14 protein-coding genes and 1 pseudogene are annotated in these 18,428 nt (G+C 53.9%); all 15 read left to right on the top strand.

Going from position 1 to position 18,428, the window contains the following annotated elements:
* The first annotated feature begins 38 nt into the window (after nucleotides 1–38).
* The 15 genes and pseudogenes from HMPREF1508_RS10760 to rpe all read left to right on the top strand — a co-directional run bounded on the left by HMPREF1508_RS10760 (nucleotide 39) and on the right by rpe (nucleotide 18,425).
* The gene (locus tag HMPREF1508_RS10760; protein WP_084640323.1) at nucleotides 39–1,868 is read left to right on the top strand and encodes a methyltransferase domain-containing protein; all 1,830 of its coding nucleotides are present in this window, start codon (nucleotides 39–41) and stop codon (nucleotides 1,866–1,868) included.
* A gap of 75 nt (nucleotides 1,869–1,943) precedes the next feature.
* Nucleotides 1,944–2,321, top strand: coding sequence for a hypothetical protein (locus HMPREF1508_RS08555; RefSeq protein WP_006905639.1), 378 nt, complete (start codon nucleotides 1,944–1,946; stop codon nucleotides 2,319–2,321).
* Between the two features lie 73 nt (nucleotides 2,322–2,394).
* Nucleotides 2,395–2,940 carry a DJ-1 family glyoxalase III gene (locus HMPREF1508_RS08550; RefSeq protein ID WP_044961159.1) on the top strand — a complete coding sequence of 182 codons (546 nt, stop codon included), beginning with the start codon at nucleotides 2,395–2,397 and terminating at the stop codon, nucleotides 2,938–2,940.
* Between the two features lie 607 nt (nucleotides 2,941–3,547).
* The gene (locus HMPREF1508_RS08545; protein WP_044961158.1) at nucleotides 3,548–5,284 is read left to right on the top strand and encodes an Ig-like domain-containing protein; all 1,737 of its coding nucleotides are present in this window, start codon (nucleotides 3,548–3,550) and stop codon (nucleotides 5,282–5,284) included.
* 246 nt (nucleotides 5,285–5,530) lie between these two features.
* A pseudogene (gene pyrB, locus HMPREF1508_RS08540) lies at nucleotides 5,531–6,433 on the top strand (aspartate carbamoyltransferase); the annotation flags it as partial.
* Nucleotides 6,434–6,635: 202 nt separating this feature from the next.
* Nucleotides 6,636–7,076, top strand: coding sequence for an aspartate carbamoyltransferase regulatory subunit (locus tag HMPREF1508_RS08535; protein WP_006905633.1), 441 nt, complete (start codon nucleotides 6,636–6,638; stop codon nucleotides 7,074–7,076).
* Between the two features lie 136 nt (nucleotides 7,077–7,212).
* Nucleotides 7,213–9,447 carry a replication restart helicase PriA gene (priA, locus tag HMPREF1508_RS08530; RefSeq protein ID WP_044961156.1) on the top strand — a complete coding sequence of 745 codons (2,235 nt, stop codon included), beginning with the start codon at nucleotides 7,213–7,215 and terminating at the stop codon, nucleotides 9,445–9,447.
* Nucleotides 9,448–9,533: 86 nt separating this feature from the next.
* Nucleotides 9,534–10,016: a peptide deformylase gene (gene def, locus HMPREF1508_RS08525; protein WP_044961155.1), complete on the top strand. Its 483-nt coding sequence runs from the start codon at nucleotides 9,534–9,536 to the stop codon at nucleotides 10,014–10,016.
* Nucleotides 10,013–11,035, top strand: a complete 1,023-nt coding sequence (gene fmt / locus HMPREF1508_RS08520; protein WP_044961153.1) for a methionyl-tRNA formyltransferase — start codon at nucleotides 10,013–10,015, stop codon at nucleotides 11,033–11,035. The genes def and fmt overlap by 4 nt, the downstream gene beginning before the upstream one ends.
* An 18-nt stretch (nucleotides 11,036–11,053) precedes the next feature.
* A complete protein-coding gene (gene rsmB, locus HMPREF1508_RS08515) occupies nucleotides 11,054–12,343 on the top strand; it encodes a 16S rRNA (cytosine(967)-C(5))-methyltransferase RsmB (protein ID WP_044961151.1) in 1,290 nt (429 codons plus the stop codon).
* A gap of 301 nt (nucleotides 12,344–12,644) precedes the next feature.
* Nucleotides 12,645–13,712 (top strand): 23S rRNA (adenine(2503)-C(2))-methyltransferase RlmN, encoded by a 1,068-nt coding sequence (gene rlmN / locus HMPREF1508_RS08510; protein WP_044961149.1) that lies wholly within the window; start codon nucleotides 12,645–12,647, stop codon nucleotides 13,710–13,712.
* Nucleotides 13,713–13,858: 146 nt separating this feature from the next.
* The gene (locus tag HMPREF1508_RS08505; protein ID WP_006905626.1) at nucleotides 13,859–14,602 is read left to right on the top strand and encodes a Stp1/IreP family PP2C-type Ser/Thr phosphatase; all 744 of its coding nucleotides are present in this window, start codon (nucleotides 13,859–13,861) and stop codon (nucleotides 14,600–14,602) included.
* A gap of 3 nt (nucleotides 14,603–14,605) precedes the next feature.
* Nucleotides 14,606–16,591, top strand: a complete 1,986-nt coding sequence (gene pknB / locus HMPREF1508_RS08500; RefSeq protein WP_006905625.1) for a Stk1 family PASTA domain-containing Ser/Thr kinase — start codon at nucleotides 14,606–14,608, stop codon at nucleotides 16,589–16,591.
* Nucleotides 16,592–16,645: 54 nt separating this feature from the next.
* Nucleotides 16,646–17,713 carry a ribosome small subunit-dependent GTPase A gene (gene rsgA / locus HMPREF1508_RS10600; protein WP_044961148.1) on the top strand — a complete coding sequence of 356 codons (1,068 nt, stop codon included), beginning with the start codon at nucleotides 16,646–16,648 and terminating at the stop codon, nucleotides 17,711–17,713.
* A 61-nt stretch (nucleotides 17,714–17,774) separates the two neighbouring features.
* Nucleotides 17,775–18,425, top strand: coding sequence for a ribulose-phosphate 3-epimerase (gene rpe, locus HMPREF1508_RS08490; protein WP_006905623.1), 651 nt, complete (start codon nucleotides 17,775–17,777; stop codon nucleotides 18,423–18,425).
* Nucleotides 18,426–18,428: the final 3 nt, after the last annotated feature.

Raw genomic sequence — 18,428 nt, 5'->3', positions numbered from 1 at the left:
GTGAAAAGCAGGCCGGAGTTTCGCGAAAGGAGAAGGCTATGAAGATCCTTGTATATGGGGTTGGCGTGATCGGATCATTTCTGATCCACTCGCTTAAAAAAAGCGGGAATGATATCACGCTTGTTGCGCGCGACGAAAAAAAGGAGATTCTGGATCAGAATGGTCTGATCATTCATCACGTTTTCCAGAAGAAGACCAGCACAGACCATTTGAAGACAGTTACAAGCGCGCCGAAAGATCATTTTGACCTGGTTATTTCTGCGATGCAGGGGCAGCAGCAGATCGCCCTGCTTCCCACACTTGCGGGAGTCGATGCAGAGCTCTTTGTCCTGGTCGGCAACAATCTGAAAGCAGAAGAGACAAAGGAGCTCTTTTATGAGCTGCGGAGGGAATGTTTTCCGGGGACGGACTCGAAGGGAGTATCTCTTCTCTTTGCCTTTCAGGGGACGGCCGGCGTCTGGGAGGACGGACAGGTGGAGTGTGTTCACCTGGGCCATGGATCCATGTCGGTCGGCGGACTTCACCGCAAGCCAGACAGGCGTGAAAAGAAGCTTCTGACAAGAGCCTTCTCGGGCAGCGGATATCAGCTTCGCTGGGTCGACGACATGCAGGGCTGGCTCTGGTGTCATGCCGCATTTGTGCTTCCGATCGTGTATGCCAGCTATGCCTGCGGCTGTGACCTTAGAAAAGCGGACAAGGCGCTCAGCGACCGGATGATGGCGGCAATCATCGAAGCCTATCAGCTTCTTGATTTTGCCGGCGTAAAGATCAGGCCAGTGGGAGATCGAAAACTGCTTTTCAGCAAGTCGTATGCGGCAGTAATCAAGGCCGCACTGCGGCTTGTCGCGAAAACAAAGCTGGGAGACCTTCTGGCGACGGATCATTGCGCCAATGCTGTGGCGGAGATGGAATGGCTGGATCAGGAGTTTGAGGCATTTCGCTCCGAAAACCCATCCTTTCGAATGCCCGCGTGGGAGGCGCTTCGCATGAATATGCCCTCCTGGGAAGAAGTTCATCAGACCTATGATAAGGAAGGTGCTGATAAGGAAGGTGCGGCAAATCCCGGAATGGCTCCCGGCAGGGCGGACTACAGGAACTGGGTGCCCAGGGGCCTGATTTACGGATGTGCTGCCGGAACAGGGGCTCTCGGCGCGGTAACCTGCGGTCTCTTAAAAGCGGGGGAAAAGGCCAAATGTCCGGTCTTAAAAGCGGCGGCAGCCCTTACCGGAGCGGGCACAGCGGTACTTGGAGGCATGACGATCTGGTGCATCGCGGCGTACAGGCAGTTTTCCTACAGAGGCAAAAGAAAGCTCTCGAAAGATATCGTGGAAGGGATCGCGACATATGTCACCCTTCCCGAGGGCGGCGTCGGCCTGGATGTCGGCTGTGGCAGCGGCGCGCTGACAATTGCCTGCGCAAAGAAAAATCCGCAGGGGAAGATGATGGGCCTGGATCGATGGGGCAAAGAGTACGCTTCCTTCAGCAAGGCGCTCTGTGAACGCAATGCGAGGGCAGAAGGGGCGAAGAACGTCTCATTTACCCAGGGAGACGCGCTGAAGCTGGATTTCGAGGGCGAGACCTTTGACGCCGTCACCAGCAACTATGTGTACCACAATATACCGAGCAAAGATCGTCAGTCCATTCTCATGGAAACGCTGCGCGTACTGAAAAAGGGCGGAAGCTTTGCGATTCACGATATTTTCACCAAGGCGAGATATGGAGACATGCAGTCCTTTGTCCGGAGACTAAGAGACATGGGCTATGAAACAGTTGAACTCATCCCCACGGCAAAGGGAATGTTTATGGAGAAATCGGAATCCGTCTGGATGGGTCTCTCCGGATCGGCGCTTCTTGTCGGGAGGAAATAATCGAAGGACAGGGATGCGGAGTAAGCGAAATTATGGCCTGTACCAGATCTTCGAAAAGTATAATGCATTAGAACGATGAAAGCGGGGCTGATGGTGAAAAGGATAAAAAGCTTGCTGGCATCAATTTTGATTATGTTGACGAATTTCTTTTTCGGGTATAAATCCTGGTGGGTTTCAATGGCATTCTTATTCATATTGAATCGACCGAAGGGATATGGATATAGCGTTCCAGAAGATGAACATCCTGTAAATGTGGCCATAGGAATTATTTTGCTCCTGATATATTTCGGGGGATTGATTGGATTAGATATTTTTTACAACAAGAAATTTGTGAAACATATTATTTCACGGAAAGGCTTCATTGTGTTGCTTGTAATAGGTTTCGCCGCAGGCGCTTTCTTGCTTGAGTCGCTTTATCCGGGTGCTATTTTGAATATTAGAGATTTTCAATAGTGTGTCTGTAGCTGGAGTGGCAGAAATACGTTGTCATTGGTCCCTTTTAATTATTCTGTGTGGAGATAAGTGTATGAAGTTAGCAATTTTATTTGCAGATGGCTGTGAAGAAATCGAGGGCTTGACCGTAGTCGATCTGGCCCGCAGGGCCGGCATTGAGATCGACGGCATTTCCATCAAAGAGGAGACCGAAATCAGGGGCTCCCATGGGATTATCTTTCAGGCGGACACCTGCATGAGCCGGGCTGCCTGGGAAGACTACGATGGGATCATCCTGCCCGGAGGTCTGCCCGGCACAACCAATCTGGGAGCAGACGGGCGGGTGATCAAGCTGGTGCGGGACTTCGCCTCGGCGGGCAAGCTGGTCGCGGCCATCTGCGCCGCCCCTTCCGTCCTGGCCAAGGCTGGGATTCTGTCCGGCAAAAAGGCGACCTCCAACCCCGGCTTCGCGGACAAGATGGGCGACTGCGACTATTTGACCGACAAGGTGGTGCGTGACGGAAACATCATCACCAGCCGGGCCATGGGAACCGCCTTTGCCTTTGGACTGGCCATTGTGGCCTATGTCAGGGGAGAAGAGGCCGCCCGCGGGCTGGGAGAGGATGTTCTCTACAAGTAAACATCCTCTCCTCTTTCTGTCGTCAAATTTCCTGCTATTTAACTGGGAATATTCCGCCTTTACAAGGGAATATCCCGTATATTGCAGTGGATTCGCCCTTTTTAACATAATAACAGTCTTATATGAGATCAAAGGGCTTGATTTCTCTTTGACATCTTTAATTCTATACTGAGATTTGTAGGTTACAAAAACACATGATATTAATGAATTAATTTGAGCTAAAGACACAAAAGTCAGTCTGCTTTGTTAAGGAAATGTAAAAAATATGTGTTATAATCTCGCTAGAAGTTGCGGGTGTTATGCAATCATATGTTTTACGGATCTGCAGTCATGAGGATAGATCTCAGACAAAACCGATCTATGGTTTGCGGTGTGTGTTCTGGCACTCACGGTTCTTATGTGATTTATTGGCAAGAGTTTATTCCGTTAATTTGTCAGGGAAAATTCAAAAGAAATTTTTTTGACGATAGATAACTGACAATTTTCGGGGGGGGGGATTAATAAAAGATAATTTACGAGATTACGAGAATAAGCCTGATAAATTAACCGCTTTTACCAGTTGAGTGAGGAATATTTTGTCGGGCAAAAGAGAGGAGAATGAATAGGGATGATTAAAAGATTTTTGAGCTTCTTTCTTGCTTTTTTGATGACAGTTTTTTTGTTATATCCGGGCAAGACGGCCTTTGCGGAGACAGGTTCACAAGTCGATGCAAAACTGACAAATGTGAGTATACAGGACAGCGACGGCAACCCCGTAACAGAGGTACCGGTCGATCAGATTCTGAAATTAGTTATGGACTGGCATGTTGACCAGATTGTTCATGACGGGGATTATTTTGATATCGATATCCCCAAAGAATTGGACATGACAACGTCCGCTACGAATCCTTTGACCTTTGATCTTACGGATCAGAACGGAACGAAGGTTGCAACGGCTGAGGTTATCAGCAGGCCAACGGCTACTGCGACGACAGGCGGCGGGAAAATCCGCGTTAAATTTAACCACAATGCCGAGGGACTGCATAATATTACCGGGCAGATGTATGTCTATATGATCTTGAATAAGAAAGGGGTTACGATCAATAAGGTAAACCCCATTGAAATGAAAGTGAACGGCAGAACCGATTTGACACCCCCGCCGACGAAAATCGGTGTCAAGCCGGGAGCCAATACCTCCGATCAGGTGTTCGGTAAATTTGCCAAGGCTTCCGATGCCAGTCATCCCGGGGTGGCCGGCTGGGCTCTGCGAATCAATCAGGCCAAGAAGGATTTAAAGCATGTCGTGATCAGAGATTCCATCACGTCAGGGAACGGTCATTACCTGGATCCCCTGCCGAACGGTGCGAATGAGCAGTTCAAGCTCATGAAGTGTGAGTATGACGCGAGCGGAAATCCAACCAGCTGGGATGGAGAGATCGTAGACCTGACCGGAAAGGTAAAATTCAATGCTGATAAGACTTCATTTGAAATTGATCTGGGAGATATCGGAACGCAGTCTTATTTTCTTTCCTATAAGACAACGGTAGATTACGGAGACCCGGTTCAGACAAATCAGGCCAATATGACGGCGGACACCATTACGCCCGTAGATCAGAAGAGTACCTGGAAAAAGAGATCCGGCGGCGGAAGTATGGCCGGTGACCTCGCCAAGAAGTTGAAACTTCGCAAGGTTGATGCGGAAGATAACACGAAGGCCCTTGCCAATGCCGAATTTGAAGTGACCAAGCCCGATGGAAGTAAGTTCACTTTGACGACAGGGGCAGATGGTACGGTCACTTCCGGCCTTTTGATACCGGGTAAGTATAAAGTCCGGGAGACGAAAGCCCCGCAGGGCTATTTACTGGATTCTAGCGAATATACCGTTGATATAGCGAGCGACGTAGGAACGATCCTGACAGTAAAAGATAAATTAAACGCAACGTCAGTGAAGGTGACCAAGCAGTGGGTCGGAACGCCCGCGGCCAGCGTGGAGATCAAGCTCTTTGCCGACGGCCAGGACGCGAACAAGTCACTGACTTTGAATGCGGCGGGCAACTGGGAGGGCAAGTTCGAGAACCTGCCCAAGTACAAGGCGGATGGAAGCGAAATCGTCTATACGGTCCGGGAGACGCCGGTCGCCGGATACACGACGACAATCGAGGGCGATACGGAGCATGGGTATGTTGTCACAAATAAGGCGAATGTAACGAAGAAGGACAAACCCAAGAAGCCCGGATCAACACCTAAGGCGCCAAAGACAGGTGATCTTGGCAACGAGGATTGGTACATGTTCACGGCTTTTGCCTCTTTACAGGCACTGATTGTGCTTGCTCTGTTAAAGAGAAGAAAGACAAATGAGAAGTGACTTCCATTTTGATCTGATTGCTAAGTTGATGAACAGAGCGGGTTCCTGCGGGAATCCGCTCTGTTTCGATACAGAGGCGGGCGCAAGATAGAGATCTTACAGCTTGGATTGAACGCAGGCTGACTTTGAAGTAGAATAACTGACAGGAATGTGTCGAAGATGGGGGCGGGACCGGACGAGTCTCTCCCCCTTCTTTATCAGACGCAAGAGGCCCCGGACAGGGACACAGCACCAAAGGAGGTAGCCATGCGACATCTGATGAGCCCCATGGATCTGTCAGTAGAGGAGATCAATCGGCTGATGGATCTGGCGGCGGACATGAAGGCGGATCCAGACCGATACGCCCACAGCCTGGAGGGGAAAATCCTGGCGACCTGCTTCTATGAGCCGTCCACCAGAACCCGTCTCTCCTTTGAATCGGCCATGCTGCACCTGGGGGGCAAGACCCTGGGCTTCGCTTCCGCCAACTCCTCCTCCGCGGCTAAGGGAGAGTCCGTAGCCGATACCATCCGGGTCATCTCTTCCTTCGCGGATATCTGCGCCATGCGCCATCCCAAGGAGGGAGCTCCCCTGGTGGCCAGTCTCCACTCAGAGATTCCGGTGATCAATGCCGGTGACGGGGGACATCAGCACCCCACCCAGACTTTGACAGATCTCTTTACCATCCATACGCTCAGGGGCAGTATTGATCATCTGACCATCGGTCTCTGCGGTGATCTTAAGTTTGGCCGCACGGTCCACTCTCTGATCACGGCCATGTCCCGCTACGAGGGCATTTCCTTTGTGCTTATCTCACCTCCGGAGCTGCGCGTGCCCGGTTACATCCGGGAGGATGTCCTGGAGGCCAATCACATTCCCTATCGGGAGGTGGTCAGCCTGGATGAGCTCATGCCGGAACTGGATATTCTCTACATGACCAGGGTGCAGAAGGAGCGCTTCTTCAATGAGGAGGACTACCTGCGCATGAAGGACTTCTACATCCTGACCCCGGAGAAGATGAAAAGGGCAAGAAAGGATATGTTCGTTCTTCATCCCCTGCCCCGTGTCAACGAGATCTCCGTTGAGGTGGATCAGGATCCGAGAGCTGCCTACTTCCGCCAGGTCGAGTGCGGACGCTATATTCGCCAGGCACTGATTCTCTCTCTGCTGGGGAAGTCCGATGTCCTTGGACAGACAGAGCGCCTGGGAAAGTCAGACGTCCTCGGAGAGATGGAGCCGGTCACTTCTGATTCGGCCGGCAGCACTGCCGCGGACAGGCCTTTCGAGGGCCAGCCGGGCCGGGGATGTGCCGGGGAGACTTGCCCGGGATCTGAGCGAGCCGATGACACAAGGAGCGAAAAGGAGGCGGTCAATGCTTAACATCAGTGGAATTCAGGAGGGCTTTGTCTTAGACCACATCAAGGCCGGTATGAGCATGCGCATCTATAACGACCTGGGACTTGCGGACAGGGACTGCACCGTAGCCATGATCATGAATGCCAGATCCAATAAGATGGGCCGCAAGGATATGCTCAAGGTGGAGTGCCCCATCGACGCCATTGATCTGGACGTCCTGGGCTTCATCGACCACAACATCACGGTCAATGTCATCAAAGACAATCAGATCTGCGAGAAGCGAAAGCTGCGTCTGCCGAAGCGGATTAAGAATGTCATTCGCTGCAAGAATCCCCGCTGCATCTCCTCCATTGAGCAGGAATTGGATCAGATCTTTCTGTTGACGGATGAGGAGAATGAGGTCTACCGCTGCAAGTACTGTGAGGAGCAGTACAAGCGGGGCGATCACAAGAGATAAGTTCGGAAATTGTTCAGGATGCGACAGTGAGGCATATGTGATGCGGCGGTGAGGCATATGTTCCGCAGGGATTCGATTGTCCTGAGTCGGGACAATTGGAATTGGGCAAATCCCTTTCACATGCAAGAGGTCTTCTATGGCAAAGTATGCGGATGTCATCATCGACATCTCCAGGGGACAACTGGATAAGAGCTTTCAGTACCGGATCCCCGCGGAGCTGGAGGATCGCATTCGCATCGGGAGCCGGGTGAGGGTCTCCTTCGGTTCCGACCGGCGCAAGATCAGGGGCTATGTCATCGGTATCTCCGAAAAAGCGAAGCTGGAGGAAGCTAAGATTCGCCCCATTGAGGGGACAGTGAGGGATGCAATCGACATCGAGTCCCAGCTGATCTCCCTTGCGGTCTGGATGAAGGACCACTATGGATCCACCTTAAACCAGGCCTTGAAGACGGTCCTGCCCATCAAGGTCAAGGCGGCCGCCAGAGAGAAGAAGAACCTGCGACTGCTTCTTCCCCCGGAAGAGGCCAGAGGTGAGCTTGCCTGTATGCGGGCGAGAAAGCGGCACTCAGTGGCAAAGGAGCGGCTTCTTGAGGCTCTGATTCAGGATCAGAGCCTGCCCTGGGAGCTGGTCACAGGGGAGTTGAATATCCCGTCCGCCAGCATCCGCGACTTAGAGAAGAGGGGATGGCTTGCGGTCGAGTCCTTCCGCAGTATGCGAAATCCCCTCGCGGCCCTGCAAAAGAGTGAGAAGAGAATTTGGCTTAATGAGCAGCAGGAGCAGGCCTTTCAGGCTTTTGCCGCTGACTGGGACCTGGGCAGGCGGGGGACCTATCTGCTCTATGGCGTCACGGGGAGCGGCAAGACCCAGGTCTACATGGAGATGATCGCCAAGGTTCTCTCCCAGGGGAAAGAGGCGATCGTTTTGATCCCGGAGATCTCCCTGACCTATCAGACGGTCATGCGCTTCTACTCCCGCTTTGGAGACCAGGTTTCCATCCTGAATTCCCGCATGTCGGCGGGCGAGCGGTCTGATCAGTTTGAACGGGCCAAGGAGGAAAAGGTCCGGATCATGGTCGGTCCCCGATCGGCCCTCTTTACCCCTTTTCCCAATCTGGGGCTGATTGTCATTGACGAGGAGCACGAGAATTCTTATAAGTCGGAGACAGTACCCAAGTATCACGCCAGAGAGACAGCCGTAGAAAGGGCCCGTCTGTCTTCTGCCTCTGTGGTCCTGGGTTCTGCAACCCCTTCCCTGGAGGCATTTTCCAGGGCCAAGAGAGGAGAGTACAGTCTCCTGTCCCTGCCCTCCCGCGTCGAGAACAGGGCCCTGCCTGACTGTCAGGTTGTGGACTTAAGAGAGGAATTAAGGGAGGGGAACCGGTCTGTGATCAGCCGTCGTCTGGGACAGCTGATCGAGGACCGGCTTAAAAAGAAGGAACAGATCATGCTCTTTATCAACCGCAGGGGGATGGCCGGCTTCGTTTCTTGTCGCTCCTGCGGCTCTGTGATAAAATGTCCCCACTGTGAGGTCGCCCTGACACTCCATAAGAACGGGCGTATGAGCTGTCACTACTGCGGCTACTCCATGCCGGCTCCCAGGACCTGCCCCAGATGCGGGTCCAGATTCATTGGCGGGATGCGGGCCGGAACAGAGAAGTTTGAGGAGGTCATCCGGCGGATCTTCCCCGGGGCAAGAGTTCTTCGCATGGATGCGGACACCACCAGGTCTAAGGGGGGATATCAGAGAATTCTTGGGGCCTTCGCCAATCAGGAGGCCGATATTCTGATCGGGACTCAGATGATAGTCAAGGGGCACGACTTTCCCAATGTCACCTTAGTCGCTGCTCTGGCGGCGGACCTGTCCTTGAATTCCAGCGACTTCCGCGGGGCGGAGCGGACTTTTCAGCTCCTTTGCCAGGCTGCCGGGAGAGCCGGACGGGGGGACAGGCCCGGGAAGATGGTCATTCAGACCTACCAGCCCGGGCATTTTGCGATCGTGGATGCCGCAAGGCAGGATTACGAGAGCTTCTATGATCAGGAAATGGCATATCGGTCGCTGATGTCTTATCCCCCTGCCGCCCATATGCTGGTCATTCAGATCATGTCGGATTCAGAGCAGGCGGCGGAATCGGCGGCGGCTCTTTTTGCGGAGCTTCTTCGCAGGGCCCGACCCGGGGGCAGGATTGACGGTCCGGTCAAGGCAAGGATTGCAAAGCTTGCGGACGTCTACAGGCAGGCTATTTATATCCGCGATGAGGACTATGACCTGCTGATCGAGGACAAGAACCGGATTGAGGATCGCCTCCTGGCTGATAGATCCCTGCGGGCAGTCAATGTCTGGTTCGACTTTGACCCTATGAATGCCTTTTGATGACAGGCAATGATACGTAATGATAAGAGATATGAAATTGGAGAAGGGATTCTCCATTCAAAAGAGATAATCCGGGAGAGAAAAGTATGGCTATTCGAGAAATTCGCATAGACGGAGACCCTATATTAAAGAAGGTCTGCAGGCCTGTCAGCAAACTGTCTGACCGGCAGCAGGAGCTGATCGACGACATGCTGGAGACCATGTATGAGGCCAATGGCGTGGGGCTGGCCGCGCCCCAGGTGGGCGTGCTGCGCCGCATCGTCGTCATCGATGTGGGCGAGGGCCCTCTGGTGATGGTTAATCCCGAGATTACAGAGAAGGACGGAGAGCAGACCGGTGAGGAGGGCTGTCTGTCTGTTCCCGGCAAGGCCGCGATCGTCACCCGCCCGGAGCACGTGATCGCGCGGGCGCTCGATCGGAATATGAAGGAATTCTCTGTCGAGGGAACCGGCCTTTTAGCCAGAGCCATCTGCCATGAGCTGGATCATTTGGACGGGCACATGTACACGGAGATCGCCGAGAGCCCTCTGATGGATGTGAAATACGACGAGGAAGAGGAGATCGAATGAAGATCATCTTTATGGGAACACCGGATTTCGCGGTAGAGATTCTGGATGCACTGCTTGAGGCCGGACATGAGATCTCTCTGGTCGTGACCCAGCCGGATAAGCCCAGGGGGAGGAAGAAGCTCCTGACTCCGCCGGAGGTCAAGCAATACGCGACAGAGCATGGGATTGAAGTCTTTCAGCCTGCAAAAATCCGCCAGGCGGAGGCCGTCGCAAAGCTGGCGCAATATCCCGCGGATGTCGCGGTTGTGGCTGCCTTTGGTCAGATCCTTCCCGAGGAGATACTCAAGATGCCACGTCTGGGCTGCGTCAATGTTCACGCGTCCCTGCTTCCCAGGTATCGGGGTGCGGCGCCCATCCAGTGGGCCGTCTTAAACGGGGACGCGACGAGCGGAGTGACCACAATGCAGATGGGGGTTGGGCTGGATGATGGAGATATTTTAGAGCAGGAGGAAATTCCTCTGGATCCCCATGAGACGGGTGCCTCTCTCTTTGCCCGCCTGGCCGCGGTCAGCCGGGGATTGATTGTCAGGACTCTGGAGGATCTGGACGCGGGGAGGATTCAAGCCAGGCCTCAGAATCCCGGTCTGGTCAGCCATGTCGGCATGATCCGAAAGGACATGGGCCGACTGGACTTCTCCCGCCCCGCCGATGAGCTGGAGCGCATGATCCGGGGGCTAAACTCCTGGCCTTCAGCTTTTACCTCCTATCAGGGAGAAACCCTTAAGATCTGGAGAGCCGGAGTCCTGGAGGACGAGTGCCCATCGGCGGAGGATCCGCGTGACGAAGAGGACAGGAGGGGGCCGGACGCCGCGCGTGTGCCGCAGGCGATCAGTACCATCGGGTCTTCGGCCGTCTGCCCCGGGAAAATTTTTGCCCTGACGGATGATGCGATTTATGTCAAGTGCGGCAGGGGGCTCCTGCGGATTGAAGAGCTTCAGAAGGCCGGCAAAAAGATGATGCCTGCGGCTGATTTTCTCCGCGGACACAGGATGGAAGTCGGCCAGAGCCTGGGACAGTGAGAGAGAGCATTTCCGATTATGAATGAGAGAGAGATTGTACTTCAGATACTGTCTGCGGTCTTAGAGGAGGGAGCCTACTCCCACCTCCTGCTGCAGGCAGTTCTTGATAAATACGCCTATTTGGATAAGCGGCAGAGGGCCTTCATCAGCCGTCTTACCGTGGGGGTTATTGAGCGCAAAATCAGTCTGGATTATATTTTGAACCACTATTCCAGGACGCCGGTGAAAAAGATGAAGCCCATGATCCGCAACAGCCTGCGCATGGGCCTCTATCAGATTCTCTATATGGACGCAGTGCCTGATTCCGCGGCCTGTAATGAGTCGGTCAAACTGATTGCCAGGCGCTATCGGCCTCTCAGGGGATTTGTCAATGGTCTTTTGCGCAATATCGCCAGACATCGGCAGGAGGCCCTGTCTCTTCTGAAAGACGCGTCGCCCGGCGTCCGCTATTCCATGCCCGACTGGCTGGTGAAAGAGTGGAGTAAGCGATTCGGCCGGGAGGGATGCGAGAGCATATGCAAGAGCTTCCTTGCGCCCAGGAAAACCTGTATTCGAGTCAACCTGGCCCGGATCTCCGTTGAAGACCTGATTGAGAAGCTCGAGGGGGAAGGAGTGTCTGTGCTCCGGTCCGAAGACCTTGACTATGCCCTCTATATCAGCGGCTATGACTCCATAAAGAAATTGCCTTCTTATCGGGAGGGCCTCTTCTATGTGCAGGATATCTCATCTATGCTGGTAGCGGAGCGGGCGCCTGTTCGGGGGGGAAGCAGGGTTTTAGATGTCTGCGCCGCTCCGGGCGGCAAGAGTCTGCATATAGCCGAAAAGCTGGCCTGTATGGATCGGTCTGAGGGAAGAATTCTGGCGCGGGACCTGACGGAAGACAAGGTGGCGAGGATTCGCGAGAACATTGCCCGCTCTCAGATGGACAATATTTCCGCCCAGGTCTTTGACGCGAGAGTGGATGACGCAGCCAGTCACGAGGCCTATGACATCGTGCTGGCCGACCTGCCATGCTCCGGTCTGGGCGTCATCGGCAGAAAGCCGGAGATCCGCTATCGTCTGCAGCCAAAGGATCTGAGCGCTCTGGCCGGTCTGCAGACGCAGATCCTCTCTGTGGTCAAAAATTATGTGAAGGTGCAGGGAAGCCTGGTCTACTCCACCTGCACCATATCCGGGCAGGAGAATGAAGGGAATACAGAGCGTTTTTTGGCGGAGAATCCAGACTTTCATCTGATCTCTCAGGAGCAGATCCTGCCGGACGCTTCGGGCAGGGACGGTTTTTTCATTTCCGTTTTCAGCCGCGGCTGACCTGCCGGCAGATTTGTGACAGGCGTCCTGCCCGGAGCAATCATTTGCCAGCTGGTTTAGGACAGGCGCTTTGCCCGGAGCAATCATCTGCCAGCTGGTTTAGGACAGGCGTCCTGTCCGGAGCAATCATCTTCCGGCAGGTTCGCGACAGGCACCCTGTTTGGGACAATATCCCTCAGACAATTAGAATATGAGGGGAGAACCGGGCGAATCCGAGACATGCAGGGAAGAGCGTATCGGGTCAACGAGGGTCAGAAAAAATAAAGGCGAATCCACGACAGGCAGGAAAGAGAGTAGGGCAATGCCAAGGATTGATATCAAGTCCATGAATTTGGAGGAATTAACCGCATATGTCGAGGCGATGGGGGAGAAAAAATTCCGGGCAAGGCAGCTCTACGAATGGATTCACAGAAGACAGGCGGCAGACTGGGATGAGATGAGCAACCTCTCCAGGGATCTTCGGGGGCGCCTGATGAGAGAGACTGATTTGACTGTTCTGCAAGAGGCGGACTGTCAGATTTCCAGGCTCGACGGAACCCGCAAGTACCTCTTTGCCCTGTCTGACGGCAATATGGTCGAGAGTGTTCTGATGCCCTATCATCACGGCAACTCCGTGTGCATTTCCTCACAGGTGGGATGCAGGATGGGCTGCAGATTCTGTGCCTCCACCATTGACGGCTGGCTCAGGAATCTGACTCCCGCGGAAATGCTGGATCAGATCTACCGGATTCAGCGGGACAGCAAAGAGAGGGTTTCCAATCTGGTGCTCATGGGAACCGGGGAGCCGCTGGATAACTTTGACAATGTCGTCAAGCTCATTGGGCTGGTTTCAGACGAAAATGGTCTGAATATCAGCCAGAGAAATATCACGGTCTCTACCTGTGGGATTGTTCCCCGGATCAGGGAGCTGGCAGATCTGAACCTGTCGATTACGCTTGCTATTTCCCTGCACGCCTCCTCGCAGGAGACCAGAAGAAAGCTCATGCCCATTGCTGAGCGCTACGATCTAAAAGAGATCCTGGACGCCTGCCGCTATTACTTCAGCAGGACGGGACGGCGCCTGACCTTCGAGTACGCTCTGGTGGCCGGAGTCAATGATTCCAGGGAGGACGCGGCCCGTCTGGCCGGACTTCTGGGAGATCTCAACTGCCATGTCAACCTGATCCCGGTCAATCCGATCAAGGAGCGCAATTTCCATCAATCTGACAGAAGGGCTCTTCTGGCCTTTCGGACACAGCTTGAAAAATATGGCGTAAATGTTACTATTAGGAGAGAAATGGGAAGGGATATTGATGGCGCCTGTGGCCAGCTTCGTCGCCGCAAAATGCACGAAGGCGACCAGTCGCCCAATATCCGTTTTTTCTCATGACAGTGGACAATCGAATATCCCTGGGCGCTCATTTGAAAGTTTGCGCAATGAAATCTGCTCAGGGTATATGTTCGATTGTTTGATGATTATGGCAGGAGATCTTTGCAGAATGAGGCTCCTGTCTGATGACGCAGTAAGGATGCGATATGTTATTTGCTTCAAAAACCGACGTCGGTCAGGTCAGAAGTAGCAACCAGGACTATGTCTTCGCGGCTTCGGAATCGATCGGCCCCCTGTCCAATCTCTTTGTGATTGCGGATGGAATGGGAGGACACAAGGCTGGGGAATACGCCTCTTCCAAGGCAGTCCAGCACGCGGTCAGTACCATAGAGACATCCGCGCTCAAAGAGCCGGTCGCCGTCTTAGACCAGGCGATCAGCAGCGCCAACAGCGTCATCTATGAGATGGCTGCTTCTGACGACAGCAAGCGGGGAATGGGAACTACCTTCGTGGCAGCCACCATTTGCGGGCAGCATCTCTATGTGGCGAATGTGGGGGATTCCCGCCTCTATCTGGTCGACCACAGTGGCCTGTGCCAGGTGACCCGCGATCACTCCCTGGTGGAGGAGATGCGGCGCAGTGGCGAGATGACAAGGGATGAGGCCATGCACAATCCCAACAAGAACATTATTACCAGGGCTGTCGGAGTGGAAGCCGAGGTTCATCCCGATTATTTTGACCTTTTTTTACAGCCCCGGGAGCAGATACTCATGTGTACCGATGGACTGACCAATATGGTGCCTGACGAGGAAATCCTTCGAATTATGAATACGGAGCCCGAACCTGAGATGAGGGCGGAGCGCCTGCTTGAGTTGGCGAATTTCAATGGGGGGAAGGACAATATCTCTGTGATTGTCATCGATCCCCTGGTTGATGCGGAGAGGATGTAGTCTATGTTAGAGAATGGAACATTTCTTGCGAATCGGTATGAGATCACAGCCAACATTGGGACAGGGGGCATGTCGGATGTCTACAGGGCCAAGGATCATCTTCTCGGCAGAGATGTCGGAGTCAAGGTCTTAAAGGAGGACTTCTCCCACGATATGACCTTCGTCACCAAATTCCGTCAGGAGGCGCAGTCCGCGGCGGGTTTAGAGCATCCGAATATCGTAAACATCTATGACGTCGGCTCTGAGAACGGCCTTTACTATATTGTGATGGAGGTCGTCGAGGGTGTGACGCTGAAGACCTACATTGAGAAGAAGGGGCGTCTTAACTACAAGGAGGTGATCTCCATCGCCATTCAGGTGGCGCGGGGGATTGAAGCCGCCCACAAGAAGGGAATCATTCACAGGGACATTAAGCCTCAGAACATCATGATCTCCAAGGACGGCAAGGTTAAGGTGACGGATTTTGGCATTGCCAAGGCGGTTTCCTCCAATACCGTGCACGCGGATATGATGGGATCAGTCCACTATACCTCGCCGGAGCAGGCCAGAAATGGCTATGTGACCTATCGGTCCGACATCTATTCTCTGGGAATTGTGATGTATGAAATGGCCACCGGACAGGTGCCCTTTGATGGAGATTCCACAGTCGCGGTGGCCCTGCAGCATCTGCAGTCCGAGATGCCAAAGGCGTCAGCGATTGCGGAGGATCTGCCGATCAGTGTCGAGCACATCATCGAGAAGGCGACCATGAAGAGCCCTGATCGCCGCTATCAGAATATGGAAGAGCTGCTTCTGGATCTGCGCAAGGCTCTGGTGACGCCCAATGAGGATTTTATCAATATCGTTCCGCTGGTTGACGATGATAAGACCAAGGTCATTACTGAGGATGAGTTAAACGAGATCAAGAAGGAGGCCGGCGCATACGAGGAGGACGAGGATAAGGAAGCGGACCTTAACGAACAGAAGGCCGGGGCTCTGCCTGCCGCGGCTGAGACTGGGGCGCTGACCGCTTCCGGGGACAAGAAAAAGGGCAGGAATATTGAGAAGATCATTACGATCGGCGGTGTGATCGCTGCCATTATCATTATGATCATTATGATCTATGTCTTCGGCTCTCTTTTCGGATGGTTCAAGGGCTTCGGCACGAACACGGAGCAGACCAGTCAGATTCGTCTTCCCGATGTGACAGGCAAGAGTGAGGAGGAAGCCAAATCCACCCTGACCAATATGGGTTTGAAGGTCGTCACGGTAAGCGCGACGTCTGATGACTATGATCAGGGGATGGTAGCTGAGCAGGATCCGACGGCTGGTAAGAAGGTGGACAAGGATTCAACGGTGACACTGACCATTTCCACAGGGTCTGACAAGATCAAGGTGCCTGATGTGACAGGACAGACGGAGGATGCCGCGACCAAGACGCTCAAGGGGGCCGGTCTGACCGTCAATGTTCAGTATCAGTACTCCTCTTCGGCGGCCAAAGGGGTCGTGATCAGCACAGATCCGACGGCCGGCAGCAAGCTGGCCAAGAACAGTCAGGTGACCCTGCTTGTCAGCCAGGGGACCAAGGCGGTCCAGGTGCCCAGTCTGACCGGCATGACCAAGGACGAGGCGAGCAGCGCCCTGTCCGCGGCCAAGTTAACGCTGGGGAATGTGACGTCCAGCTACAGTGACAGTGTGGAATCGGGCAAGGTGATTTCGCAGAGTCCCAGCACCGGCCAGTATATCGATCCCGGAACAGCGGTTAATATCGTGATTTCCAAGGGGAAGGAGACGGCGGCATACCGGTTCTCTCAGTCGGTCACGAACAGCACGACAAGTGATGTCACCTACGTCTTAAAAGACACGGCCGGCAAGACGCTTAGGACCTGGAAGGTCGGTGCCGGCAAGACAGAGACCCTCTCTGTGGAGAATATTCAGACGTCGAGCGGAACTCTCTCCTGGTCCGGAGGAGCGAGCGGTTCTACGGCGGTTTCTTTCGCCAAGCAGTAAGATTTCAGACGCCCGGGGAACCGGGCGTCTTTACCATATCAGCGGAGGAAGGAGATGCAAGGGAAGATCATCAAGGGAATCGCCGGCTTCTACTATGTCTATGTCAGAGGAAGAGGGATCTACGAATGCAAGGCCCGGGGAGCTTTTCGCAAGAAGAAGATCAAACCGGTGGCGGGGGACGCGGTAGAGATAGAGATCACAGATCCTGTGGACGCGGAGGGGAATATCGTGTCGATTGCCGAGCGCAGAAGTCTTCTGATTCGGCCGACGGTAGCCAATGTGGATCAGGCCCTGGTGATCTTCGCGGCAAGTAAGCCGATGCCGAATTTCAATCTTCTGGACCGCTTCTTAGTCATGATGGAACAGGCGGAAATACCGACAACGATTCTCTTTAACAAGGTGGATCTGGTCGACAGGGAGGAGATTGAGCGAATCAGACGTATTTACGCGGCCAGCGCTTACCCCATCCACTTCATGTCCGCCAAGGAGAATCTAGGCCTGGATGAGATCCGGCGTCAGCTGTCTAACAGGACGACAACCGTGGCGGGTCCCTCCGGCGTCGGCAAGTCCTCCCTGATCAACCGCCTGCAGTCTGCCACCCGCATGCAAACGGCCGGCATTTCCGTCAAGCTGGGAAGGGGCCGGCACACGACCCGTCACAGTGAGTTGATTCCTCTGGAGGGGGAGCCCTCCGCAGTGGAGGGTTGCTTGAACACAGGGGGAAAAGGAGAGGCAGGGCCCTCTGGAGGGACAGGGGATCCTGTCGGTCGATTCCTGGTGAACAGGCATTTCATCGAGGATGAGGCCAGGGTTCTGGAGGAGGATTCCCCGGAGATGATCTGTGAGGAGATTCGGGGCAGGTACCAGGATGCCAGAGGATTCATCGTGGATACTCCCGGATTTTCCAGTCTCTATGTGCCGGACTTTGAGAAAGAGGATCTGGCCTTTTACTTTCCAGAATTTCTACCCTATATGAATGCGTGCAGGTTTCAGCCCTGCACGCATACCCATGAACCACAGTGCGCTGTGCGAGAAGCCCTTGACAGAGGGAAAATTTCCCAAAGCCGCTATGACTCCTACCTGCAGATGTATGAGGAGTTATCCGAGCGAAGAAGATATTAGACCAGACTGAAACGATAGTTCAGAGTACAGGGCAAGGATCTGCCCCGGAGAGGAGTTCCTGTTGAATTGTTTATCCCCATCTATTTTATCCGCGGATTACGGTCATCTGGCCGACGACATCGCTCTGGTCGATGAGGCCGGGGCCCAGTATATCCATGTTGACGTTATGGACGGCACATTTGTGCCCAACATCACAATCGGAGCTCCTGTCGTCCGGTCGATCCGCAATTACACGGATAAGATTCTGGATGTTCATATGATGGTGGAGGAGCCCGCCCGTTTTGTCCCTGATATGGCGGAAGCGGGCGCTGATATTATTACCGTGCATGCCGAGGCGACAAGGCACCTGGATCGAACGATCGCGGCGGTCAAAGAGCAGAAGGTCATGGTCGGTCTGGCTCTAAATCCTGCCACCTCCCTCGATGTCCTTGAATATGTCCTGCCTCAGCTGGATATGGTTTTGCTCATGAGCGTCAACCCGGGCTTTGGAGGGCAGGAATTTATCCCGTATACGATTGACAAGCTCCAGCAGCTGCGCCAGATGATGGACAGGCAGGGGCTGGATATCGATATTGAGGTAGACGGCGGGATCAACCTGGAAAATGTCACAGATGTCCTGAACGCCGGGGCCAATATCATTGTGGCAGGCTCCGCGGTCTATCGCGGCGACGCCGCCGATAATGTGCAGAGATTCCTGGAGATTATGGGGTAGATA

Origin of the sequence: Shuttleworthella sp. MSX8B (assembly GCF_000524295.1) — a bacterium.
In the GTDB taxonomy this organism is placed as follows: domain Bacteria; phylum Bacillota; class Clostridia; order Lachnospirales; family Lachnospiraceae; genus Shuttleworthia; species Shuttleworthia satelles.
Note: the sequence above shows the minus strand (reverse complement) of the source record. Positions and strands in the feature narration are given on the sequence as shown.